Origin of the sequence: Mesorhizobium sp. M3A.F.Ca.ET.175.01.1.1 (genome assembly GCF_004791945.1) — a bacterium.
In the GTDB taxonomy this organism is placed as follows: domain Bacteria; phylum Pseudomonadota; class Alphaproteobacteria; order Rhizobiales; family Rhizobiaceae; genus Mesorhizobium.
In genome coordinates, this window is record NZ_SRTP01000001.1 from 369,048 (window position 1) to 392,826 (window position 23,779).

A 23,779-nucleotide genomic window follows, 5' to 3' on the forward strand; every position below is an offset into this window, starting at 1 on the left:
TTCAGGCCTTCGCCATCCGCGCCCCGGCACCGAGCGCCATGGTGCGCAGCACGTAGTAGACGGCGCCCGCGATCGCCACGCCGAAGAACCAGCCATAGACGCCCCACCAAGACGGCAGCCAGTTGGTGAAGTTGGGAAGGATCGAGGAGAAGATCGCGCCAACGCCAGCCGCGATGAAAGCATTGACGTGCCAGCCGCCCTGGAAGCGGAACTCGCCGTCTTCCCGGTAGAGCGCCGCGACGTCGACCTCGCTTTTGCGGATCAGATAGTAGTCGACCATCATCACCCCGAAGATCGGCCCCATTGTCGCGCCGATGATGTTGACGAAGGAAGCCGCACTGCCTTCCCACGGCGCGAAGGGGTAGAGCACAAGCGCAATAAGTGCCGCGATGTAGCCGCCCTTCTTGAAGTCGATCTGGCGCGGGAAGACGTTGGAGAAGTCGAAGGCCGGCGAGACGAAGTTCGCCACCACGTTGATGCCGAGCGTGGCCACCGCAAAGGTCAGCGCCGCAAGAGCCGCCAGGAACCAGCTGTCGAACTTGGCCGAGATCTGGTCGGGATGGAGCAGCACCTCGTGGTAGACGTCGTAGGCGGCAATGGTGGTGACGCCGGCGACCAGCGAGAACAGGATGAGGTTGACCGGCAGGCCCCAGATGTTGCCCTTGCGCAGCGCCGCATTGTCGGGCGCGTAGCGGGCAAAGTCGCAGAAGTTCAGGTAGAGCGCCGAGAAGTAGGTCACCCAGATCGCCGCCACGGCGAACAGCGCCGTCCATGAACCCGGTTCGCCCGGCACGCCGGCATCCTTGGTCTTTTCGAGCAGCACATCCATCGGAATGTCACTGGTGAAGGCGAAGGTGCCCGCCTTGAGGCAGAGATAGATCGCCAGAATCAGCATCATCACCCAGACGGCCGGACCCGCCCAGTCCTGGAAGCGGCGCACCGTTTCCATGCCTTTCTGGATGATCAGCAGTTGCAGCGCCCAGATGACGACGAAGCAGATCACTTCCAGGGTGGAATGGCCAAGAAGATGGGAGCTTTGGTTGAACTCGTTGAACCATTGCAGGCGGGTCAGCAGAGCCACGATCGCGCCGGAGGCCGCGGCCGTTTGCGCCCCGTACCAGAAGCAGGCGACGACGGCGCGCACCAGCGCCGGGATGTTCGCGCCCCAGATGCCGAAGGAGGCGCGGGCAAGCACGGGGTAGGGCACGCCGGTCTTCACGCCGGCATAGCCGACGAGGTTCATCAGGAAATAGATGATGAGCGAGCCGATGCCGATGGCGATGATGAAGTTGACGAAGCCGCCGCAGAACAGAAACAGACTCGCCGCCAGGTAATAGCCCCAGAGGCTGTGCACGTCGGAGGTCCAGACGTTGAAGATGGAGAACGGTCCCCAGTTCCTGACCGTTGCAGGAGCCAGATCCTCGTTGTAGAGGTCGGGCGAAGCGCCTTGTATGGTCATTGCAAGTGTCCCCTTTTGCAAAACGCGCCGTCACGCGTTAACTGAGGAGGGTAAGCCTGACGCTGGGGAACCGGCAAGCAATCCATTTGCCGGCTTTGACCTTAAAGACATTCAACGAGAATCGCGCTTCTCGTCGGCCTCAAACAGGGATCGCCTTGACGACTCACCCTGACGGTTTGAGGCAAACTGATCTGCCGGTCGGCGATCTTCACGGATCGTCGAATTTTTGCAGCAGGGCGAATTTTTTTGGGAACCAAAGCGTTCGGTGCGCGTTTGAAGTGGTTCGACTGCGTTGCGGTCGACCGGGAGGATAGTATGGATCGCTTGCATTTCTTTACCCCAGTGCGGATCGCGCGTGGGCAGGGATACCCCGTGGAGGAAGTCGACAGTGTCTCCGAAGCCATGGTGTTCCTGCGGAAGTGGCCGGCAGGCAGGCGCGGACCGGTTTATCAATGCGCCCTGAATTGCTGCTCGGCGGCAATGTCCGGCAACATGTCGGCGGAGGAGGCCAGAAAGGCCTTCGTCGGCTTTGCCCGCATCACCCGGCTGCTCGACGACGAGATGGCAATGCCGCTTGGTGGCGCTTCGATGGACAATGTCTACGCGCTGAGACGCTGACATCGCTCCAAAGGCGCTCCGGCTCCTGACGAGGTCGGACACCGCATCGATAGAGCGCCGGCTCTAGGGTCGGCGGCAGGTAGTCTGCGCCTCCGCGCCGCCCTAATTTTCCCGGAACGTACGCGTGAGGGAGGCCTCCACTGGTGCCAGCATATAGTCGAGCAATGTGTGCTCGCCCGTCAGGATCATGACCTCGGCCGGCATGCCGGGGGACAAGCGGATATCATGCAGCTGTGCGAGATCGGCCGGGTAGACCTTGACCTTGGCGAGGAAATAGGGCTCGCCGGTTTTCTCGTCGGTCAGCCGGTCGGCCGACACTGAAGTGAGCAGGCCATGGATCTGCGGCAGATGCCTGGTCGGATAGGCTGTCAGAACCACGCGGGCCGGCATGTTCGGATGCACCACGTCGATATCGGCCGGCCTGATGCGTGAATCGATGACCAAATTGGGCTGGTTGGGCACGATATCGAGGAGCGGCTGGCCGCTGGCGATCACGCCCGATTCGGTCGTCACGCGCAGGTTCATCACCGTTCCGGCGATCGGCGCGACGATGTCCGTCCTGACCAGCACGTCCTCGCGCGAGGGCAACTGGCTGCGCAGTTCGGCGAGATCGCCGCGCGCCTTGGCAAGATCCTCATTGGCTCTCTCGCTGTCCTGCTGGCGCAGGTTGAGGAGCTGGAACTCGGTCTCGCCGATCTGCTGGTCGTTGCGCGCCACTTGTGCGCGGTTCTCTGCCTGATTGGCGCGGATATCGGCCTGGGCGCGTTGCAGCGCCAGTATCCGGGGCAGGCGTTCGAGACCCTTCTTGTACATCACCTTGGCAGAGGCAATCTCCTGCTCGATCAGGCCGAGCTGCTCGGCCTGAGCGGCGAGCACTTCCCGCGATCCCGTGCTTTGCTCCTGGATCTGCGCAATGCGCTTTTCAAGGATTCGCGTGCGCCCTGCACGGGTAGCGAGCCGGCTGGCGAGCAGCGCCTGCTCCTCAACGACAACCTTTCGCGCCAAATCGCTGTCAATTGACGTTAGTTCCTTAGGGAAAGCGATCTGGGTCTGGCCGGAAAGCTCGGCGACAAGGCGGGCCTCGGTCGCCAGAAGACGGACGTAATGTGTCTGCAATTCGTCGTAGCGGCCTCGAGCCTGGGTGGTCTTCAAACTAATCAGGACTTGGCCAGCGCCGACCCTGTCGCCTTCCTTGACATAGATCTTGCCGATGATGCCGCCCTCCAGATGCTGAACGGTCTTACGGTAGCCTTCCGGGCTGACGATGCCATTAGCCACAACTGCGCTCGCCAAGAGGGCAACGCTGGACCACACCGCGACGCCGCCGACGAAAACGATGGACGAGACGTAGCCCAGCATGCGCGCGGGTCGCGTCCGCCGGTTCAGGTCGCGCCTGCTGACTTGGAGGGCAGGTGTCCGTCGCCGGACCAGCCCTGCCACCAGGAGCAGGAGCATCGCCCCGGCAGCTGCCGTCATGGCGATTTGTGCTGGTTGAACCTGCCCGTCAAACCAGATCGATACCTCCGCGATTAGATCCCTGGCGCCGGTAGTGAGCGTTTCCCCCAGTCCTCGCACGCTGTCCGCCAGCCCGTCGAGCATCGTCGAGAAGTCACCAGATCGAACGCCCATGGCTCACTCCGCTGCCTTCAGGTCTCTTGGCTCGTTGGCGGCAACCTTTTCCCGTATGACGGCCGGCCCCGGGATACGTCTGGCCTGTCCGTTGAGCGCGCTCAGCACCTCCTCGCGCGTGCCGAACATCGAGACGGATCCGTCGCGGAGCAGAACGATATGGTCGGCCGTGTGCAGAAGATTGGTCCGATGGCTGACGATAACGACTGTACGGCCTCGCCGCTTCAGCTGCTGGAGCACGTTGAAGAGCGCCACCTCTCCTTCGCCGTCAAGCCCGGTGTTCGGTTCGTCGAGAACGATCAGCGGCGGATCGCCGAACAGAGCCCGGGCCAATGCGATGCGCTGGCACTGGCCACGGGAAATCCGTGTCGCGTGCGGCCCGACTTCGGTGCGGTAGCCGCTCGGCAGCCGCAGAATCATCTCGTGGATGCCGGCAAGCTGCGCCGCGGCGATCACCGCTTCGCTATCGACGTCGCGCAAACGCGCAATGTTCTCGGCAATCGTTCCGGGAAACAGTTCGACCTGTTGCGGCAGATAGCCGACATACTGGCCCAACTGGTCCGAAGCCCAAGTCCAGACCTCGGCACCGTCAAGCCTGACATGGCCGAACGACGGCCGCAGCGCGCCGACAATGAGACGGCAGAGCGTGGTCTTGCCGGAACCGGACGGTCCAATCACGCCGCAGGTCTGCCCGGGCTCCACGCCGAAGTCTATCCGGCTTATAAGCGGCTGCGACGTGCCCGGCGCGCGGTAGTGCAAATCCTCGAGCTTCAGCCCGCCCTGCGGGCGCGGTAGGGTCACGCCAGCGTTTTGCACGGAAACGGTCTCGGCGAAGAGTCTCATCAGGTTGCGGCGGGCGGCCCGCGCGCTGACTAGGCTGCGCCATGCGCCGATCGAGCGCTCGATCGGCGCCAGGGCGCGGCTGAGCAGTATGGAGGCGGCGATCATCGAGCCCGCCGTGAGTTCGCGGCGCAGGACGAGATAGGCGCCGAGCCCCAGCACGGCCACCTGAAGCGCAAGGCGCAGTGAGCGCGACAGGCTGCTTATGATGGTGGTGCGCCGGAAAAGCCGACCCTGGAGCTCCATCAGCGACTGCTGGTTTTCCTCCCAGCGCCGCAGTGCCGGCTCGGACATGCCGAGCGAGCGCAATGTCTCGGACGCCTCGATATATTGGCCTACGGCGGCCTGGCTGCGGCGCAACCCCGCGGCCGCTTCCTGGCCTTTGCGGCGGGTGAAGAAGTCATTGGCGAGCGCAGCGCCGAACAAGAATATCGCGCCGGCAATGCCGACCGCGCCCAATACCGGATGCAGCAGCCACATGAAGGCCAGGAATACCGGCGTCCATGGCGCGTCGAGAAAGGTCAGAATGCCGTCGCCGGCGACGAAACCGCGGAGATCCCCGAGATCCTTGAGGCCGCCCTCTATGCCGTTGCCGGCGAGGCGCGCTTCCATGCCGCGCTCGATCACGGGAACGCTGAGCTGGTCGTCCAGCCACTGGCTTATATATGCCAGCATCATTCGGCGGGCGTGTTCCAGAAGGCCATAGACGACAATGGCGCCGATAACGGCAAGGGTGAGCCACAGCAGCGTATCGATCGAGCCGCTCGACAGCACCCTGTCGTAGATCTGCAGCATGTAGACGGTGCTGGCGAGCAGGAGGACATTGGCGAGCAGGCTGAAGAGGAGTAGGGCTGGCGCCTGATGGCGCGCCAGATGCATTACCTCCTGGAAGGTCGGTCTTGCCTGCATCACGGATCCCCCCGATTGCGATTTTGGTGTACCCGGACGGGCGCCCACAACAAGGGCGCCCGGCCGCTGTCACGTCAGACAATGCCGTCCGCGACATCCAGGTGGATCGTAAACGTATCCGAAGCGCTGTCGTTATCGCCGTCAGACAGATGGGCCGTGAAGTCCAGGTCGAGGGGATCGGGATTAATCGGCTGCTCGATGCTGAACTGGATGACCGGGATCTTGACGGTGCCTACACCCATGGTGAGTTGGATCGCCTCGATCTGCTTGGAGCCGCCGTCGATCACGAAATACTTGCCGCCCTCCGCAACATCCGGGATGAGTGGGTCGTGACGCGGAGCGTCGTTCAGCATGGGTAGCGTCACTTCGATCGGACCGCTGACAGTCCCATCAGTGTAGTAGGCGATGTAGTAAAGATCCTCTGTGGCCGGGGTGTAGCCACCCACGGAATTGTCGATATAGACCGTGACCTTGTCGACGTCCTGCTCAGGATTGACCACGAAGCTCTCGTCGCCCGAGGTGATGGTGGTGTTGGGGAACGCTGGAGTCCCTCCGCTCACGCCATCGAGGTTGTTGTTGTTGATGCCAATGCCTGAGGTAGACACGTTCATCTTGAATGAACTGTTGATCAGGCTCGTGGCGCTGAGTGCTTCAAGCTGCGCTTCGGTCAGATCCGGATCTGGCTGGACAAGATCCTCGATGTCATTCGGGTCGCTGCCAACGCTTCCGTTCTCCAGGGGAGCGGTCGGAACGGCGCCGAAGAAGATGACGTCGTGCGAGGGCCCATCCGGCGGGAATTGCAGCGTCTGCACAGCGTCCGGCCCGCCGGCCTTCAGCGATCCCTCTGAGGTATCGAAATTTTCGATGGTTGGGGGTAGCTGCGTCACCGCCAGGGCATAGGTGTTCGCGACTGGATCGAAGGTCAGCGTGAAGTTGACAGTATCGTCAACGTTATCGCCGTTGAAGTCGTCCGTGATCGACCCTGTGAAGCTGTAGGCCCCTGTCTGCGTCAGAGAGGCGCCTGACGGTACTGTGCCATTGGCGTCGATCTCATAACTGTCCAGCGTCACGCTGAGCAGGTTGAATCCATCGGCGCCGGGGTCGTGAGTCCAGGTGCCGTGGGCACCGCTGTCATAGTCACCGCCTGCGGCGGCGTCCGCTACTGCAATTGTGGGTCCGTCGTCCTGGAACACCACTGCATCGCCGATGCCGGTCGAACTGGTCGCGGTATCGCCGTCACCGTCGGTGACCGTGACCACCGCCAGCAACGCGCCGTCGGTAATGTTCACCGATTCGTCGTAGCTGCCGCCCGGGGTCGGATGAAGGATCGAAGCATATTGCGCCACGCTGACGACCCCGGTGGTGCTGTTGATCGCGACGGCGAACGCCGCCGCCCCCGCGGCCCCGCCAATGCGGCCGACCACAAGGTTGCCTTCCTTGAACAGGAAGATGCTTACGCCAGCGGTGGTGTCGAGGCCGGAATCGACGCCTGCGGCGGACACCGCCAGCGAGAATGCCGTCGTCCCGCCCTCCTGGTCGGCGCCGAGCGAGCTTCCGGTGGAGCTCACGACCGCGTTCGGATCCTGCGCATAACCGGCTGGGCTCAAATCGGTGCTGACATTGGCGACACCCGCGAACAGGCTGACCACTCCTGCGGCAGTGGTGTCATCGGCATCTGCGTCATTGCCCGCCGTCTCGTCATGCGTCACCGTCGCGGCAAGCTGGACGATCGCTGCCGTCGGCCCATCGTCCTGGAACTGCACGGCATCGCCGATGCCGGTCGAACTGGTCGCGGTATCGTTGTCGCGGTCAGTGACCGTGACCACCGCCCGCAGCGCGCTGTCGGTGATGCTCACTGACTCGTCGTAACTGCCGCCCGGAGTCGGATGATGGATCGAAGCGTATTGCGCCACGCTGACGACCCCGGTGGTGCTGTTGATGGCCACCGCGAAGGCTGCCTGCCCTCCGGCTCCGCCGATGCGGCCGACCACCAGGTTACCTTCCTTGAACAGGAAGATGCTTACGCCCGCGGTCGTATCGAGGCCTGAATCAACTCCTGAGGCGGACACATCCAGCGAGAATGCTATCGTTCCGCCATCTGTGCCCGTGGAACTCCCGGTTGAACTCACGACCGCGCTTGCGTCCTGTGCGTACCCGGTTGGGCTCAGATCGGTGCTGACATTGCTGACACCGGCGAACAGACTGATAACGCCCGCGGCGGTGGTGTCGTCGGCATCGCCCTGATTGCCGGCGGTCTCGTCATGGGCCACTGTGGGGGCGCCTTGCACGATGCCTGCCGTCGGCCCATCGTCCTCGATGACGATCTGTTGGCCGACGAAGGTCGAGGAGCCGCTGGATGTCACGATACCGAAACCGCCAATGTCGAAAGTATTGTTGTCATTGGTGGCATCGGTATCCGCGTTGCTGATGTTTTCGATCAGCACGCGGTCGTGGGTAGAGGTCGTCGTCCACGTCACCTTATCGCCGGTGCTCAGGCCGGTGATCGTCAACGTACCGTCGGCGTTGACCGTGGCAACCGGAGTAAATTGCGTATTGCCTGTCTTGACGACGAAGTCGGTGACCGAGGCCGATGTGATGTTGACTTGGGTGTCGTTGGTGAGCCCGTCGACAAAATTCACCCCCGGCTCCGCGGCGGTGGTGAAGGCCGTGATCTTGACGGTGACGGGTCCGACGCCCGGATTGGTTTGGTTGACGGTGAACGACGCCCCGGTTGCATTGACGACGTTCGTGAAGGCGATGTTGGCTTCGACGTCGGCCTCGTTCTGGTCCAGATTGGGCACGAGGAAGTTCGTGTCCGCGCCCGTGACGTAGGTGATGAACGCGCCTTCGTTGGGGTTGATCTGGTTGCCGTTGACGCCGAACGAGGTGGTGCTTCCGGCCTGGCTGATGTTGAGCACATCCTTGGTCGTGATGTTCCCGCCCTGGGATTGATTGAGCGGGTTTTTCCCAATCACCACGATCTGGGTGGAGTTTGGATCGCCGAAGGTCATGAACAAGTTGCTGCCCGACGGTGCCCCGGCAAAGCCGAAGTTCAGCGTCTCGCTCGCCGCGAGCTTGAGGGTGTTGCCGAGATCGACCGCGTCATCCGGGTCGGTGCTGTTGTTATGGAAGATCGGAACGTAGGTGACGATATGGAAGGTAACCTGGTCGCTGGTCGCGCCGGCGTTCACCACGTCCTGCTTGAAGATGACGAAGGCGATCGCGTCGGCGCTGCCGTTGCCATCGCTGTCGTATCTGCCGATCACGGTGTCGTTCCCATCAGCGAAGAGCAGGATATCCTTGCCGTCGGCTGTGTTGAGCAGGCTGTCGTCGCCGTTGAGGGCGCCACCGTTGCTGTCGGTGAACGTGGTGCCGGCGAGCTGTGAACCAGAGGTAGCGTTGACGGTGACCGAGTTCGTCTTGGTCGCGACGCCGACATTGGTCGGGAACGCGGGGTTTAACCCCAGGGTGGTCTCCAGATAAGTCCGGAACGCTGCTGAGAGAGAAGTGTACGCCACGTCGGTGTCGGTAAAGCCGTCGGCGCCGTCCGCGGTTTGCAAACCAGCAGTCTGATCGTTGACGGCTTCGTCGTTGAGAATGAAGGTGATAGCCATTGTTGTGCTCCCCATCGAATGACTGGCCGGTCGCTCAAATTCCCCCTTGAGGTGCGCCCGCGCTCAAGATCGGTCCTGAGTGGTCCATGCACGGAGCGTCGCGCACTGAATGCGGCCTTGATCCTCTATTGTTCTGTCGGGGAAGCGGGCGCGTCCATTCACGGTTGGATAGTATTTCGATCAATGCCGTGCCTGATCGAACGGTATATATCCTTCGATATTGTCGGCTTGCGCAGGTCGGTGATCCGGGTGGATCGCCAGGCAAGACTCCAGTAATGGCTTGATTGAGCTTGGCGACCCAGGGAAGGGGCGATCGATCAGATCAGATCTGTTGCCGTGTGGCCGGCGCTCTTGCGGTGCGCCGCCCAGGCCAGTTCCGCACGGCTGCCGAGGTTGAGCTTGGTGTAGACATGATGCAGATGCATCTTCACCGTGCCTTCGGACACATGCAGTTGCTTGGCAATGGTCTTGTTGCGCAAGCCGCGCGAGACGAGGTCGGCGATTTCGGTCTCGCGCCCCGTAAGCCTCGATGTCGTCTGAGGTTGCGCCCGCGGCATGAGCAGATGCTGGACGATCTTGTTGTCGATCCACCTCTTGCCGCTGGCCACCGCGTTGACGCAATCGAGAAGAAAGCGATTGCTTATGCCGTCGAACAGCAGCCCGTCGACGTCGAGCGCCCGTATTTCCTCAACGTTGAGGCCGCTGCTGGGCTGCAGGATGAAGATTATGCCGATACCGCTATGGCTGGCCCTCAACGTGGCGGAGAGACTCGTCGTTTGCGGGTCCGCAATGTCCAGGCCGAGGATAGCAATATCGGGCCGGTGGCGTGCCACAGGGGGAAGCACGTCAACAACGCGATGACACTCGGCGACAACGTCGTGTCCGGCCTTACGCAACACCCAGCCCAGACCGGCGAGATACACGCCGCGCGGGTCCGCGACAACCACCGTCGACATGCGAACACCGTCCGTAGAAAACGCAACGAACTTTGGGTAAACCGCCCCACACAGCTCACGATATGAGCACAAAAAGTTTACTCCAACTTGTGGAAAATTCAACGCGAACTATTGATTTCCTGAAAAATGCGTGAGGCAGAAATGGTCCCTTGGGTGTGAGACCTTTGTCCCAGCTCAAGGGAAACTGTCTGAAAACAAACGAGAATATGATAGGTCAGGCGCCTGGTCGTTGACCGGGAGGCGCTGGGAAAGAACTTTGAAGCCGATGCAGACTACGCTTGCCATAGCACCCATGATGGACTGGACAGACCGGCATTGCCGGTTCTTCCACCGTCAGTTGACGCGCCGCGCGCTGCTCTACACCGAGATGGTGGTGGCGGACGCGGTCATTCATGGTGCGCGCCAGCGGCTGCTTGGATTCGACGATGCGGAGCATCCGGTGGCGCTGCAACTCGGCGGCTCCGACGCGGGAAAACTGGCCGAGGCGGCGGCGATCGGCGAGGGCTTTGGCTATGACGAGATCAATCTCAATGTCGGCTGTCCGTCGGATCGCGTCCAGTCGGGCACGTTCGGCGCCTGCCTGATGAAGACGCCGGCGCTGGTTGCCGAATGCGTCGCGGCGATGAAGGCGGCGGTGAAAATCCCCGTCACGGTGAAATGCCGCATCGGCGTCGACGACCAGGATCCCGAACCTGCGCTCGATATGCTCGCCGACGGCGTTTTCGCGGCGGGTGCCGATGCGCTTTGGGTCCACGCCCGCAAGGCGTGGCTGGAGGGGCTGAGCCCGAAGGAAAACCGCGAGATCCCACCGCTCGATTATCCGCGCGTCTATCGTCTGAAGGACAGAAAGCCTAACGAATTCATCGGCATCAATGGCGGTATTCAAACGCTGGAAGAAGTTTCGATGCATCTCGGCCATGTCGATGGTGCCATGCTCGGCCGCGCCGCCTACCATACGCCGGGCGTGCTTGCCGGTATCGATGCCGCGTTCTACGGCGAGGCGTCCGTCGCGTTCGATTATGCAGCGCTGATCGAGGCCATGGCCGGTTACGCGGCACGGCATATCGAGGCAGGCGGCAGGCTCGGCCATGTCACGCGCCATATGGTCGGGCTATTCCATGGCCTGCCGGGCGCGCGCCGCTATCGGCAGATCCTGTCCACCGATGCGACCAGGCCGGGTGCCGGGCCGCAGGTGCTCAAGAAAGCCTTCGCGGCGATCGATTCTGCGGCGGCGGAAGCCGAGGCCGCCTGAGGCAAATCGGGAGTCAGTCCCGCAGGATCATTCGGTCGCCGCGCACGTCGAAACCCGACAGCGAGCCGATGAAATTCATGCCGAGCAGGCTTCGCTCCAGCATGCCGGGTGCGGCAATCATGACCGGCATGCCTTTGCGCACGATGCCACCGATCGCCAGTTCGTCGGTCTTGACGGTGGCGGCGCGCGCCATGCCATTGGCGGTGGATACCAGCGTGGTGAAATCAAGCGCCGCCGGGTTGAACCCGACCGCCTGGGCGTCCTCGGCCGTCAGCACCGTGGTGGTCGCGCCGGTGTCGACCACTGCCCGCACAGGGGTGCCATTGATCAGGACGCGGGCTTCGAAATGGCCGTTGTCGGCCTTCTCGAGGGCGACCGTGGCGCGGCCATTGTCCACCCCGAGCGCCAGAGGACTGCCGGGAACCAAACCAGCGGTGACGCGGCTGGCCACATCCTGCAACTCATAGCGGTATTGATAGCCGGCGATCAGGGCCAGCACGATAGCCGCCCAGACGCCGAGACTGCGCGCCATGTCGCCCAGCGGCCTGCCCGAACGCAGAAAGCTGGCGCCGATCAGCGTGCCGAGCGCACCAAGCCAGATCAGCCGGCCGAAATCGTCGTTGGCGAACCCCAGGGTACGGCCGGACGAATCATTGAGCATCAGCAGCACCACCGCGATGCCGATCACTGCCATCACGATCCAGAACAGCCGGTTCATGATGCGTCCCGTGTCATGACAGAGCGTCGCGCTCACGCGCCATGCGGGCGCGCCGCGTTTCCCGGCGCGGCCTCCGCTCGACGGTTTCGAGCCTGGCCGGCAGATCGGCCAGGACCGCTCGCCGGCTTTCCGGGGTCATCGCGATCCAGCCGGCGATTTCATCGCGCGTGCGGCCGCAACCGAAGCAGAAGCCAGTTTTCATGTCGATCGAACAGACCAGGATGCAGGGAGACTCGATGGCGCTCATGCTTTGCTCGCGGCTTCACTCCACATGGTGCAACGGCGCAGCCAATGCAAGCCCTCCGCGAAGCGTCGCCAAGCGGCGATTTCGCGGCATTCCGAACGGTTGTGTCGATTGGAGAAGGCGGCTATCCCGTCGCGACCTTCTCAAACAGCCGCGATGAACATGACCAGCCCGACGCCCTTCGATGATTTCCGCAGCCTGCTTTCGAAACTGCCGCCGGCCGACGGCGCGGCCGAGCGGCGCGTGCACGTGCTGTTCGGCAAGGCCGACAAACCGAAAGCTTCGCTCGGCCGCGTCGAGGATATCGCCGCCTGGCTCGCCACCTGGAGCGGGCGGGCGCCGCCGGCGGTCAACCGCCCGCTGGTCGCGATCTTTGCCGGCAATCATGGCGCCGTCCGTCACGCCATCTCGCCGCGGCCGGTGGCGGCGACCGCCAATGCCGTCGAACTCTGCGCCGCCGGTGGCGCTGCCATCAATCAGATCTGTATCGCCAACGACCTAGGGCTGAAGGTGTTCGATCTAGCCTTGGACGTTCCGACCGGGGACATCACGGAAGAGGCGGCGCTCGCCGAGCGCGGCTGTGCCGCAACCATGGCCTTCGGCATGGAGGCCGTTGCCGGCGGTTCCGATCTGCTTTGTCTGGGCGATCTCGGCGTCGGCAATTCGACGATCGCCGCGGCGCTTTGCGCGGCTCTGTTCGGCGGCAAGGGCGTCGACTGGGTCGGGCCGGGATCCGGGGCCGACGCGGCGATGATGGCGCACAAGACTAACGTGGTCGACCGTGGGCTGGCTCTCCATCGTGCCGGTATCGCCGATCCCTTCGAGGCGCTGCGCCGGGTCGGGGGGCGCGAGTTCGCGGCGATCTGCGGCGCCATCCTGGCAGCCCGCATGGAGAAGATTCCGGTGCTGCTCGACGGATTTGCCGCGACCGCTGCGGCGGCGGTCCTGCATGCCGGCAATCCGGCCGCGCTCGACCATTGCCTGCTCGCCAGCCTGTCGCCCGAACCCGGCCATGCGAAAGCTGCTGACCGGCTCGGGCTGCGACCTCTGCTCGATCTCGGGGTCAGCCACGGCGAAGGGGTGGGGGCCGCGCTTGCCGCGGGCCTGGTGAAGGCCGCCGCGCTCACCAGTTCCGGCATGGCGGCTGCTGTGCGGTAGGGGAAGTTTCCAACGCTAGCGCCGGCGCGCTGCCACCGCTTTGGTCGGCAGTGCCGGCAATTCCTCCATCACCCGGCTCAACGGGAAGGTGGCGATGGCCTCGGTACCTTCGCGCAACTTGGAGTTCAGCTCGAATTCGCCGCCATGCATGGCGAGCAGACCCTGGACGATCGGCAGGCCAAGGCCGGTACCTTGCTCCGCGCTCTTGATGGCGATCGAGCCCTGCCCGAAGGCGGAAAGCACCACCGGGATTTCCTCCTGCGGTATGCCGGGACCATTGTCCTTGACCGAGACATACTGGCCGCCGCCCGCTGTCCAGCCGACACGCACCCGCACTTCGCCTCCCGACGGGGTGAACTTGATCGCGTTGGACAACAGGTTGAGCGTGATCTGCCGCACGGCCCGCTCGTCGGCGAGCAGGCGCGGCAGGGTCGTCTCGAATTCCTGGACGACGCGGATATCCTTGTTGCGGGCCCTGAGTTCCATCATGTGGCAGCAATCCTCGACCACCGTCACCAGCATCACCGGTTCCTCGTTCAGCTGATAGCGGCCGGCCTCGATGCGCGACAGGTCGAGGATCTCGTTGATCAGGTCGAGCAGGTGCTGGCCCGATTCGTGGACGTCGCGTGCGTATTCGCGATAGGTCGGATTGTTCATGGGGCCCAGCACCTCATTGGCCATCACTTCCGAGAAGCCGAGTATGGCGTTCAGCGGGGTCCTCAGTTCATGGCTCATCGAGGCAAGAAAGCGCGACTTGGCCAGATTGGCATCCTCCGCGCGCCGGCGCGCCTCGTCAGACATCGACTTCGCCGTCTCCACCTCGGCGACAAGCGCATCCTTCTCCGAGCGGAAGGAAAGCAGCATCCATGACGACTGGTTCAGCTGGCGCGCGACATAGGCGAAGAAGGGCAGGGCGACGATCAGCAGCGCTGCCATCACCGATCCGATCGGCAACCACAGCCCTGCCACGGCATAGGCATAGACGCCTACCGGTATGGCAAAGGTCGCCACCATGACGCCGCCCAGGGAGGACGCCATCACCGCCGTGATGGCCATGGCGACCAACAGCAGCATGGCCTTGATCACCTGGAACTGGTCGACCTGGCATGCGCCGCAACCCAGCCATGCGAACCAGGCCCAGCACAGTCCACAGAGGAAATGACCGATCAGGAATTCCCGGCGCGTCCGGGAGGGGGCGATTGCCGATGCTTCCGTCCGTTCCACACGGCGCGCCAGGAAGGCGACGGCCGTGTAGCAGACCAGCGTGAGCAAGGCCCAGACGGGGATCTGCCTGCCCAGGCCGGCGAACAGGCCGACCGTCGCGATCGCAAGCACCAGAAGCGGGATGGCTGCAGCGCTCACCACCATGGCGCGAGCGTGGAGCTTCAGCAGTTCCCGGTCGAAGTCGGGGCTGCCCGCCTGCTGCGAGAGACGGTCACGCGTCCTACGCACCGCGCGCGCAACGTCGCTGTTGCGGTGCGGTCTCCTGCGATCCACAATGAATTTGTCCGCTGTGTCCGAGCGTAGCAAAGGCATCAAAAGTTCAATTCTGCGCGCAGCGATTTCAATTCGTTAAGCTACGTTCGAATGATTAAGAGACTGTTTGCCATATGAGCCGTTCCTGGTCGCGAGGGCCGCGCCGGCGCTACGCGCCTAGCCAGCCGCGGAGCCTTCGGCAAAGGCTGCTGGACTACGGGTTGACCGTACTTGTGCTTGGCCTGCTCATCCTGGTGGCGGCTCGGATCGATCGTTTCGAGTTGCGCAGGGAGGAGGGCGCGGCGATCGTCAATGATGGCGATTCGATCACGCTGGGGGCGGTGCGCATCCGTATGCGGGGCATCGATGCGCCGGAGTATACGCAGGTCTGCCGCAAGGACGGCGCCGACTATCTCTGCGGCATGCTGGCGAGGCAGGCTCTCGTGCGTCTTATCGCTGATAGGCCGGTATCCTGCAGCGGCTGGCAGCGCGATCGCTACGGCCGGCTGCTCGGCGATTGCAAGGCGGGAGAGACCGATTTGAACCGGGCTCAGGTGCAGGCTGGATGGGCCGTCGCCTATGGCGACTTCGAGGCCGAGCAGGCTGTCGCGAGGGCGGCCAAGGTCGGTATCTGGGCCGGCACGTTCGAGGCGCCGCAGGACTGGCGCGACAGTCATCACCACCGGATCGAAAGGAAGCACGGCCTGCTGGCTTCGCTCGGCGATTCGCTGCGTGAACTCTTCCGGCTGTGGTGATGCTTCGTGGCACGCCCTATGATCGGTTGGAAAATCGGGAGAATGGAATGAAGCTGTTCGATGGCGGTCGCGCGCCCAATCCGAGGCGCGTTCGGGTCTTCCTAGCGGAAAAAGGATTGACGGTGCCGCTGGTGCCCATCGACATGCGCGCACTGGAGCATCGCGCAGAAGCCGTGGCTTCGCGCAATCCGCTGCGGCGTCTGCCGGTCCTGGAACTCGACGACGGCACGATCATCACCGAATCCATCGCCATCTGCCGCTACTTCGAGGAACTGCATCCGGATCCTGCCTTGTTCGGGCAGGGCGCGCTCGGCAAGGCGAAGGTCGAGATGTGGCAAAGGCGCATGGAGTTCAACCTGCTGAGTTGTGTGGCCGCCGCCTTCCGGCACATCCATCCGGCGATGAAGGATTGGGAGGTGCCGCAGATCCCCGAATGGGGCGAAGCCAACAAGCCCAAGGCAATCGAGTTCCTGCATCAACTCGACCGCGAACTGGCGGACAGGGAATTCGCCGCTGGCGATCATTATTCGGTCGCCGACATCACCGGGCTGATCGCCATCGATTTCATGAAACCGGCGCGTATCAAGCTGCCGGAGGAATGCACCAATGTGCAGCGCTGGCACGCCGCGATCTCCAGCCGGCCGAGCGCCGCTGCCTGAGTGAAAGCGTGGACCGGCCGCCTGGAATGAAGGAAGAACTGGCGCGCCTGGCCGCAAGGGTACAGAGCTGCCGCATCTGCGCCGAGCATCCGCGCGGCCGGCCCCTGCCGCATGAACCGCGCCCCGTGCTCAGGCCGTCATCGCGGGCCCGCATCCTGCTCGCCGGCCAGGCGCCGGGCACCAAGGTGCACGTTTCGGGGATGCCGTTCACCGACGCTTCGGGCGACCGGCTGCGAAGCTGGCTCGGCGTCAGCAGCGAGGAGTTCTACGACATCGACAAATTCGCCATCGTGCCGATGGGTTTCTGTTTTCCAGGGCAGGACGCCAAGGGCGCCGACCTGCCGCCGCGCCGCGAGTGTGCGCCGGCCTGGCGGGCCGAGCTCATGGCACTGATGCCGCAGATCGATCTGGTGCTGACGATCGGCGGCTACGCCCAAGCCTGGCACATGGGCCCTGCACGCCGGACCTCGCTAACCGACACGGTGAAGGACTGGCGCGCCCTATGGCACGCCGCAGCCGCGCCGAAGGTCCTGCCGCTGCCGCATCCATCATGGCGGAACACCGGCTGGCTGAAGAAGAATCCATGGTTTGAAATGGATTTGCTGCCGTTCCTGAGGTCGGAAATCCGCTATCGCCTTGATTAGTGGCTCTGCAAGAAATCACTCGCTTTTACCGCGTTGAGCAGAATTTCTTTCTTGTGAACAGCCCCAATAAAAGGGAATATAGCCAAACCATTCCTCTGGAGCCCCGAAATGGATCGCCTTGACCGAAAAATTCTGCGCCTTCTTCAGGAGGACGCGACACTCGCGGTCGCCGACGTCGCGAAGAAAGTCGGCCTGTCGACCACGCCGTGCTGGCGGCGCATCCAGAAGCTCGAGGAAGAGGGCGTCATCAAGCGGCGCGTGGCCATCCTCGACCATGAGAAGGTCAATGTCCGCGTCACCGTCTTCGTGTCGATCCGCACCAATTCGCACAGCCACGAATGGCTACGGCGCTTCTCCGAAGTCATCCAGGAATTTCCCGAGGTGGTCGAATTTTACCGGATGAGCGGCGACGTCGATTATCTCTTGCGCGTGGTGGTGCCCGACATCGCCGCGTATGACGCTTTCTACAAGCGGCTGATCGCCAAGATCGAGATCCGCGATGTGTCGTCGTCTTTCGCAATGGAGCAGATCAAGTACACGACCGAGATGCCGCTCGACTACATGATCCTGGACAAGGAGTCGGGCGCAAATGCGGCGTAAGGGCTGCACGAGGTGATAAGTCTTACTTCTTGCTTTTATTCAGGAAATTCCAAGGAGAATTGATGGGTGGCGCGACGGCATCAGGCACGGTCTCGACGCTCGCCACCTCGGCCTTGCGCACCGTGTAGCCTGACTGGACGATCAGCACGCCGTCGAGGATGAAGAGCTGGCTCTTCTCCATGCCGGGCTTCAGCACGCCGGTAACCGAGACCGGCTGGTAGGCCTCCGATACTCTGTAAGGTTGCGCCGGCGTGACCAGCACGATCTGGTTCGGCGGCGGCGTCGGCATATGGCTGCAGGCGCCGGTCCAAGGCACCAGCAGGAACTGGTAGACGAGGTCGCCGTCGCGATCGACCGGCAAAGCATAGCCGGCCAATTGAATGGTCTTGTCTTGGAGGTTGAGCGACAGCGTCTCGCCGTGGTCCGGCAGTTTTGCCGCGATCATCGGCAGATTGGAGTCTTCCGCGATAGCCTGTGTCTTCGGGCGCAGATCCTTCCAGAAGATATGTGCGACGTCGGCCGCGGCATCGGCTCCGGTGGACGCGAGGACCAGCACGGCCGCCAGCATCGCCCGTGGTTTGAAATGGTTTGTCATGGTCGCTCCATCCTCCGCCACTCGATTTCCGGAATCGAGTAAAAGCGGCGTTACCGTTCCAGGCTCAATGCTCCAGCCGCATCACGTGCCGGCGCGATCCCGCCATGCCAGTTTCCTGGAAGCCACGCGCCGAAAACATCTCGCGAAAGCCCATGAACCTGTAGCTGGGCGAGGCCTCGTCGACCGGATAGGCCTCAATGGCAGTCGCGCCTGCGGCGAAGGCATGGTCCACGGCATCGTCGGCGTCGCTTCGATGAAGCGGATGCGGTCGAGATCAAGTTTTTCTGGCAGCGAGCCGCTCGAGCTGTTTGGGATCTGTCATTTCCTTGACCGCATCCTTGCCGATCCAGCGCGCCGTCTTGTCGGACGATGCCGCCAGTTCTTCGGCGAGCGCAAGGGCAGGGGCGTGCAACGCCAGCGAGCGCTTGCCGATCTGCCGCAGCGCCCAGTTGACCGCTTTGCGGACGAAATTGCGCGGATCGCGAGAATGCTTTTCGATCAGCGGCAGACAGGAAAGAAAGGTCGCGTCCGGCTCCTTCTTCAGATGCACCGCGGCCCAAGCCAGCATGGCAAAGGCGGTGCGGCGGACGAATTCGCGCTCGTCCTCGGCGAACTCGTCGATCAATTCGCGCCAGAAGGGCGTTTCCGCAAACAGGTCAGCAACGCTGTCGACGACCTCCCAGCTGTCGAAATCGGCGGCCCAGCGCCGGCATTGCTCGACGGTGAGCTTTTTCGGGTCGCCGGTGAAGGCACCCATCAGCCGGGCCTCGCGGATGCCGCTGGCCCAAAGCAGCAGCGCCCGGTCGTGGTTCTTCTTCAGCTTGCGCGCCAGCGGCCGCAGATCAGAATTGCCGACGCCTAACGCGGTCGTGGTCGTGATGCCGAACCGCGCCATTCCGGCGCGGTTTTCCGCTTTGCCGATCGCGCGCAGGTGGGCGACGATATCGTCGGCGCTCCAGTTCGGATCGGGCAGGGACATCGCCCTTTATCTTTCGAGACGAGCCAGCAGCGAGGACGTGTCCCAGCGCCTGCCGCCCATTTCCTGCACATCCTTGTAGAACTGATCGACGAGCGCCGTCACCGGCAGCTTGGCGCCGTTGCGATTGGCTTCGGCCAGGCAGATGCCGAGATCCTTGCGCATCCAATCGACGGCAAAGCCGAAATCGTATTTTCCCGCATTCATCGTCTTGTGGCGGTTGTCCATCTGCCAGGAGCCGGCGGCGCCCTTGGAGATCACCTCGATGACTTTCTCGATGTCGAGGCCTGCCTTCTTGCCGAAATGGATGCCTTCGGCCAGTCCCTGGACCAGCCCCGCAATGGTGATCTGGTTGATCATCTTGGTGAGCTGGCCAGCGCCCGCCGACCCCATCAGCCCGACCATTCGGGCATAGGCGTCGATGATGGGCTTGGCCTTGTCGAAGGCAGCCTGCTCGCCGCCAACCATCACCGTCAGGACGCCGTTCTCGGCGCCGGCCTGGCCGCCCGACACCGGCGCGTCGAGGAAGGAAAAGCCGGCCTTTTCAGCGGCTTCGGCCAATTCCCGCGCGACCTCTGCAGAGGCCGTGGTGTTGTCGACGAACACGGAGCCCTTCTTCATCGCGGCGAAGGCGCCGTTTGCGCCGGTCGTCACCGAGCGCAGATCGTCGTCATTGCCGACGCAGGAGAAGACGAAGTCCATGCCCTCGGCCGCTTCGGCCGGCGTCAGCGCCAGTTTGCCGCCATGCTGTGCGACCCACTGCTCGGCTTTTGCGGCGGTGCGGTTGTAGACGGTGACGAGGTGGCCGCCCTTGTTCTTCAGGTGCCCGGCCATCGGGTAGCCCATGACGCCGAGACCGAGAAATGCAACCGATGCCATAGGCCACCTTCCGAGAACGAATTTTCAGTTGCGGAAGCTCTATGCCCTGCAGCGGATTCGTCAAGGCGCGGAAAGCCGCATCGCCTGGCGCGGACCGGAAGCTTCTATCGGTGCAGATGGATGGTGATGCGCCTCTCGATCCATTCGACGCCGTGGCGCAGGATCTCGACCATCACCAGGTAGACGATCGCCACCCAGATATAGGCCTGGATGTCGAAGGACCTGGCATAGGCGAGCTTGGCGTTGCCCATCAGGTCGTAGACGGTGATGATGGCGACGATCGCCGACGCCTTGATCATCAGGACGAGCTCGTTGCCGTAGGGTCTCAAGGCCACGACGATCGCCTGCGGCAGGATGATCTTGCGCAGCGTCTGCAGCCGGTGCAGACCAAGCGAGGCTGCGCCCTCCCATTGGCCCCTCGGCACGCTCTCGATGGCGCCGCGAAGGATCTCGGCCTGGTAGGCGGCGGTGTTGAGCGCGAAGGCGAACACGCCGCAATAGAACGCCTCGCGGAAGAACCACCAGAGGCCGACGGTTTCGAGCTGCGGCCGGAACGAGCCGACGCCGTAATAGACCAGATAGACCTGCACCAGCAGCGGGGTGCCGCGGAAGAAATAGACATAGCAGTAGGCCAGCCCGGAGAGCAGCTGGCTCTTCGACATGCGGGCGTAGGTGACGGGAAGCGACAAGATCGCGCCGGCGATCATCGAAATGATCACCAGGGCAAGCGTCGTTCCCAGTCCCTGCAGATAGGCCGGCGCGTATCTGGCGAAGAACTCGGGGTTCCAGGCAGTGACCAGATAGGCAACGATGCCGAGGCCGAAGAGGGCCCACATGGCCACGAGCGCGTAACCGACGATGCGAGCGCGCGGCCAGCCGCGCGCCTGGGGCGGCGGCCGCTCGACGACGATGGCCTGGCTGACGCTCATCGCGCCGTCCTCCGTGACAGCGAACGCAGAATGAAGCCGGTGGCGATCGACGACAGAATGGCCAGCACAAGGAAGATCAGCGCCGCGACGCTGTAGAAGAGGAAGGAATGCTTGGTGACGCGGGCCGCGACCCCGGCATTGCGCAGGGTTTCCGCGAGATTGACGACCGAGACCAGCGAGGTGTCCTTGAGCAGGATCAGCCAGCAATTCTCAAGGCCGGGAAAGGCGATGCGCAGCAATTGCGGCAGTATCACCTTGAACATGGTCTGCCATTTCGAAAGGCCGATGGCGTAGCCGCCCTCATACTGGCCCTTGGGGATGGCGCGAAAGGCGGAAAGGAAGACCTCGCTGGTGTAGGACGAGAAGATCAGCGAGAGCACGATCAGGCCGGCAAGAAAGCTGTTCACGTCGACCGTCGTGTCGGGCCAGAACAGGCGTATAAGGTGCTGCAGCAGGATCGGCATGCCGAAGAAGAACAGAAACAGCGTCACCAGTTCCGGCAGGCCTCGAAACACGGTGGTGTAGATATTGGCCGCCAGGCGCAGCGACGGCTCCTCGTGCTGCTTGGCGAAGGCGACGAAAAAGCCGATCACCAGGCCGATCGGCAATGTGGCGAGCGCCAGTGCGATCGTGACCAGCACGCCAGAGGCGATGTCGTCAAGCCAGCCGTCCGGTCCCCAACTGAGAAGTGTCCATATGCTCTGGGCTGGCATTGACGGGTCGGGTCTCCGTGGCGATCCCGGAATGAAGGAAGGGCGGCGAGGATTTCCTCACCGCCCTGGCCTGAGCTATCAGGATTCGGCGCCGTAGACGTCGAACTTGAAGTACTTGTCGTTGATTTCCTTGTACTTTCCATTCTTGCGGATGGCGTCGATCGCGGCATTCAACTTGTTGACCAGATCGGTCTCGCCCTTGCGCACGGCGATGCCGGCGCCAGGCCCGAAGATCTCGACCGGCTGCGGCGACGGCTGGCCGAGGATCTTGCAGCAGGCGCCGTCAGGCGAATCCAGCCACTGCTGCAGCACCACGATATCGTCCTCGATGGCGTCGAGGCGGCCGTTGGCGAGGTCGGCCTGCTCCTCGGGGCTGCTCGGATAGCCCTTGATCGTGCTGTCGGTGTAGGTCTTGGAGGCATAGTTGAAATGCGTCGTCGTGGTGGCGACGCCGATCGACTTGCCGGCGAGATCTTCCTTGGTCACGCCCTTGAGCGGTGAATCCTTCGGCACTGCGATCGCCGACGGGGTGTTGTAGTATTTGTGGGTGAAGTCGACCTTCTCCTGACGCTCAGGCGTGATCGACATCGAGGCGACGATGGCGTCGAACTTGCCGGCCTGCAGCGCCGGGATGATGCCGTCCCAGTCCTGCGCGACGAAGGTGCACTTCACCTTCATCTCGTCGCAAAGCGCTTTGGCGATGTCGATGTCGAAGCCGACCAGCTGGCCGTCCGACGTCAGGTTGTTGAAGGGAGGGTACGCGCCTTCGGTGCCGATCCGCAGGGTCTTTTCCTGAGCCTGGGCGACGCCAAGTGTCAGCAGCGCGGCCGAAGCGGCAAGCGCAATACGCAGTGCAATACGCATGATGATCCTCTCATATCATGGCCGCTGTTCCGTGCGGCTCTTTGTGGGCGGAGCTGTCGACCGCCCGCTGGCCGGATACTCCCACTCTTTCCGAGAAAAGCAACTGCAAAACAACGGGAAACGACAATCGCCAACTGCCGTTGCGTTACCTGATTTAGGCGACAAGGCCGGTGTGGCGTTCGATGAACTCGGCTATCGCTTTGGTGTCGTCGAGGTCGAAGACGGGCAGGTTTTCGCCTTCGACGGTGAAGTCGGCCGCCACTGCGACGATGTGCGGGTCATTGGCCGAAAGCGGCGTCCGGTCCTTGGCCTCGAGCCGTCTCGCCTCGATCTTCTGGTGGGCTTCGCGCTTGTAGCCTTCGACCAGCACGATGTCGCTCGGAGCCAGCCGCGCCAGGATGGCATCCAGCGACGGCTCGTCCTCGTCGCGCAGTTCGTGCATAAGCGCCCAGCGTCGACCGGACACGACCGCCACCTCCGTGGCGCCGGCCTGGCGATGACGAAAGCTGTCGGCACCCGGCTTGTCGATGTCGAAGTCATGGTGGGCGTGCTTCACGGTCGAGACTGTCCAGCCGCGGCGCACCAGTTCGGCGACCAGCTTTTCGGTCAGTGTCGTCTTGCCGGAGTTCTTCCAGCCGGTGATGCCGAATACGCGTCTCATCGTTGAAGGCTTTGCAACAGTCGCTCCGCCGCCGCAAGATCGTCCGGCGTGTTGACGTTGAAGAACGGGTCGATCCGCTGGCCGCCGGCTTTCAGCATCGGGAAATCCACCGCGACGAAACCGTGCCGCTCCATGAAGGTCGAAACCCGGCGGTTGCCCTCGTCGGCCAGAAAATCACGCAAGCTCTCGCGCAGGCCGACCGGCCACAGCGCAAAGGTCGGGTGCCATCTGCCGCCGGAACTGGCGACGGCGATCGCGCCCGGCTGGGCGCGGGCGGCGACGGCCAGCCGTTCGACGAAATCGAGGGGGAAGAATGGGGTGTCGCCGGCTGCGCTCGCCAGCGACCGGCATGCCGTGTTCGTTGCCGCCCATTCGAGGCCGGTGAGAATGCCGGCCAGAGGCCCGCCATAGCCCGGCACCGTATCGGCCAGCACCGGCAGATCGATGCCGGCAAACCGTGCCGGGTCGCCATTGGCATTGAGTGCCAGAGTTTCAACCTGCGGCATCAATCGCGCGGCTATGTGATCGATCAGCCTGTTGCTGCCGAGCGAAAGCAGGGGCTTGTCGCCGCCGCCCATGCGGCGCGACTGGCCGCCCGCCAGAATGATCCCTGCAATGCTCCGATCCATCC

Annotated in this window: 24 protein-coding genes; 7 read left to right on the forward strand and 17 right to left on the reverse strand. The window is 63.2% G+C overall.

From position 1 onward, the window contains the following. Position 1: 1 nt before the first annotated feature. Positions 2-1,459, reverse strand: a complete 1,458-nt coding sequence (locus EN818_RS01835; RefSeq protein WP_095805878.1) for an NCS1 family nucleobase:cation symporter-1 — start codon at positions 1,457-1,459, stop codon at positions 2-4. A 315-nt stretch (positions 1,460-1,774) separates the two neighbouring features. On the opposite strand from EN818_RS01835, the gene EN818_RS01840 reads away from it, so the two are divergent. Beyond that, the gene (locus EN818_RS01840) at positions 1,775-2,077 is read left to right on the forward strand and encodes a DUF982 domain-containing protein (RefSeq protein WP_095805877.1); all 303 of its coding nucleotides are present in this window, start codon (positions 1,775-1,777) and stop codon (positions 2,075-2,077) included. A 102-nt stretch (positions 2,078-2,179) separates the two neighbouring features. On the opposite strand, the gene EN818_RS01845 is transcribed toward EN818_RS01840, so the two are convergent. From EN818_RS01845 to EN818_RS01860, 4 genes are all read right to left on the reverse strand, one after another. Then, entirely contained in the window at positions 2,180-3,706 is a 1,527-nt protein-coding gene (locus EN818_RS01845; RefSeq protein ID WP_095805876.1) for an HlyD family type I secretion periplasmic adaptor subunit, read from the reverse strand. Positions 3,707-3,709: 3 nt separating this feature from the next. Further along, entirely contained in the window at positions 3,710-5,455 is a 1,746-nt protein-coding gene (locus EN818_RS01850; protein ID WP_245420338.1) for a type I secretion system permease/ATPase, read from the reverse strand. A gap of 74 nt (positions 5,456-5,529) precedes the next feature. Then, positions 5,530-9,069 (reverse strand): DUF5801 repeats-in-toxin domain-containing protein, encoded by a 3,540-nt coding sequence (locus EN818_RS01855; RefSeq protein ID WP_095805875.1) that lies wholly within the window; start codon positions 9,067-9,069, stop codon positions 5,530-5,532. Between the two features lie 317 nt (positions 9,070-9,386). Then, complete coding sequence (locus EN818_RS01860) at positions 9,387-10,127, reverse strand: response regulator transcription factor (RefSeq protein ID WP_245420337.1); 741 nt, start codon at positions 10,125-10,127, stop codon at positions 9,387-9,389. 163 nt (positions 10,128-10,290) lie between these two features. On the opposite strand from EN818_RS01860, the gene dusA reads away from it, so the two are divergent. Further along, a complete protein-coding gene (dusA, locus tag EN818_RS01865; RefSeq protein WP_095805873.1) occupies positions 10,291-11,277 on the forward strand; it encodes a tRNA dihydrouridine(20/20a) synthase DusA in 987 nt (328 codons plus the stop codon). Between the two features lie 13 nt (positions 11,278-11,290). Here dusA and EN818_RS01870 read toward each other — a convergent pair whose 3' ends face one another. After that, positions 11,291-11,995, reverse strand: a complete 705-nt coding sequence (locus EN818_RS01870; protein ID WP_095805872.1) for a TIGR02281 family clan AA aspartic protease — start codon at positions 11,993-11,995, stop codon at positions 11,291-11,293. Between the two features lie 13 nt (positions 11,996-12,008). Further along, the gene (locus EN818_RS01875; RefSeq protein WP_095805871.1) at positions 12,009-12,242 is read right to left on the reverse strand and encodes a DUF1289 domain-containing protein; all 234 of its coding nucleotides are present in this window, start codon (positions 12,240-12,242) and stop codon (positions 12,009-12,011) included. A 159-nt stretch (positions 12,243-12,401) separates the two neighbouring features. On the opposite strand from EN818_RS01875, the gene EN818_RS01880 reads away from it, so the two are divergent. Further along, on the forward strand, positions 12,402-13,397 hold the full coding sequence (locus EN818_RS01880; RefSeq protein WP_135903932.1) for a nicotinate-nucleotide--dimethylbenzimidazole phosphoribosyltransferase: 996 nt from the start codon (positions 12,402-12,404) through the stop codon (positions 13,395-13,397). 15 nt (positions 13,398-13,412) lie between these two features. Here the strand turns inward: EN818_RS01880 and EN818_RS01885 are convergent, their stop codons facing one another. Beyond that, entirely contained in the window at positions 13,413-14,933 is a 1,521-nt protein-coding gene (locus tag EN818_RS01885) for a HAMP domain-containing sensor histidine kinase (protein ID WP_095805870.1), read from the reverse strand. Positions 14,934-15,007: 74 nt separating this feature from the next. On the opposite strand from EN818_RS01885, the gene EN818_RS01890 reads away from it, so the two are divergent. The 4 genes from EN818_RS01890 to EN818_RS01905 all read left to right on the forward strand — a co-directional run bounded on the left by EN818_RS01890 (position 15,008) and on the right by EN818_RS01905 (position 17,531). Continuing rightward, positions 15,008-15,628: a thermonuclease family protein gene (locus EN818_RS01890; RefSeq protein ID WP_095805869.1), complete on the forward strand. Its 621-nt coding sequence runs from the start codon at positions 15,008-15,010 to the stop codon at positions 15,626-15,628. 47 nt (positions 15,629-15,675) lie between these two features. Beyond that, positions 15,676-16,287, forward strand: coding sequence for a glutathione S-transferase (locus EN818_RS01895; protein ID WP_095806139.1), 612 nt, complete (start codon positions 15,676-15,678; stop codon positions 16,285-16,287). Beyond that, a complete protein-coding gene (locus tag EN818_RS01900; protein ID WP_095805868.1) occupies positions 16,227-16,931 on the forward strand; it encodes a uracil-DNA glycosylase family protein in 705 nt (234 codons plus the stop codon). Before EN818_RS01895 ends, EN818_RS01900 begins: the two co-directional genes overlap by 61 nt. A 108-nt stretch (positions 16,932-17,039) precedes the next feature. Beyond that, positions 17,040-17,531: an Lrp/AsnC family transcriptional regulator gene (locus tag EN818_RS01905; protein ID WP_095805867.1), complete on the forward strand. Its 492-nt coding sequence runs from the start codon at positions 17,040-17,042 to the stop codon at positions 17,529-17,531. Positions 17,532-17,553: 22 nt separating this feature from the next. Here EN818_RS01905 and EN818_RS01910 read toward each other — a convergent pair whose 3' ends face one another. From EN818_RS01910 to mobA, 9 genes are all read right to left on the reverse strand, one after another. After that, positions 17,554-18,126, reverse strand: coding sequence for a DUF3299 domain-containing protein (locus EN818_RS01910; RefSeq protein ID WP_095805866.1), 573 nt, complete (start codon positions 18,124-18,126; stop codon positions 17,554-17,556). A gap of 64 nt (positions 18,127-18,190) precedes the next feature. Then, complete coding sequence (locus EN818_RS01915) at positions 18,191-18,358, reverse strand: hypothetical protein (RefSeq protein ID WP_245420336.1); 168 nt, start codon at positions 18,356-18,358, stop codon at positions 18,191-18,193. A gap of 42 nt (positions 18,359-18,400) precedes the next feature. Continuing rightward, on the reverse strand, positions 18,401-19,105 hold the full coding sequence (locus EN818_RS01920; protein ID WP_095805865.1) for a DNA alkylation repair protein: 705 nt from the start codon (positions 19,103-19,105) through the stop codon (positions 18,401-18,403). Between the two features lie 6 nt (positions 19,106-19,111). After that, a complete protein-coding gene (locus tag EN818_RS01925) occupies positions 19,112-19,981 on the reverse strand; it encodes an NAD(P)-dependent oxidoreductase (RefSeq protein WP_095805864.1) in 870 nt (289 codons plus the stop codon). A 104-nt stretch (positions 19,982-20,085) separates the two neighbouring features. Next, on the reverse strand, positions 20,086-20,910 hold the full coding sequence (locus tag EN818_RS01930; protein WP_095805863.1) for an ABC transporter permease: 825 nt from the start codon (positions 20,908-20,910) through the stop codon (positions 20,086-20,088). After that, positions 20,907-21,623 carry an ABC transporter permease gene (locus EN818_RS01935; RefSeq protein WP_095805862.1) on the reverse strand — a complete coding sequence of 239 codons (717 nt, stop codon included), beginning with the start codon at positions 21,621-21,623 and terminating at the stop codon, positions 20,907-20,909. Before EN818_RS01935 ends, EN818_RS01930 begins: the two co-directional genes overlap by 4 nt. A 78-nt stretch (positions 21,624-21,701) precedes the next feature. Then, positions 21,702-22,487: an ABC transporter substrate-binding protein gene (locus tag EN818_RS01940; RefSeq protein WP_095805861.1), complete on the reverse strand. Its 786-nt coding sequence runs from the start codon at positions 22,485-22,487 to the stop codon at positions 21,702-21,704. Positions 22,488-22,641: 154 nt separating this feature from the next. Continuing rightward, positions 22,642-23,148, reverse strand: a complete 507-nt coding sequence (gene mobB / locus EN818_RS01945) for a molybdopterin-guanine dinucleotide biosynthesis protein B (RefSeq protein WP_095805860.1) — start codon at positions 23,146-23,148, stop codon at positions 22,642-22,644. Next, positions 23,145-23,777: a molybdenum cofactor guanylyltransferase MobA gene (gene mobA / locus EN818_RS01950; RefSeq protein ID WP_095805859.1), complete on the reverse strand. Its 633-nt coding sequence runs from the start codon at positions 23,775-23,777 to the stop codon at positions 23,145-23,147. Before mobA ends, mobB begins: the two co-directional genes overlap by 4 nt. Positions 23,778-23,779: the final 2 nt, after the last annotated feature.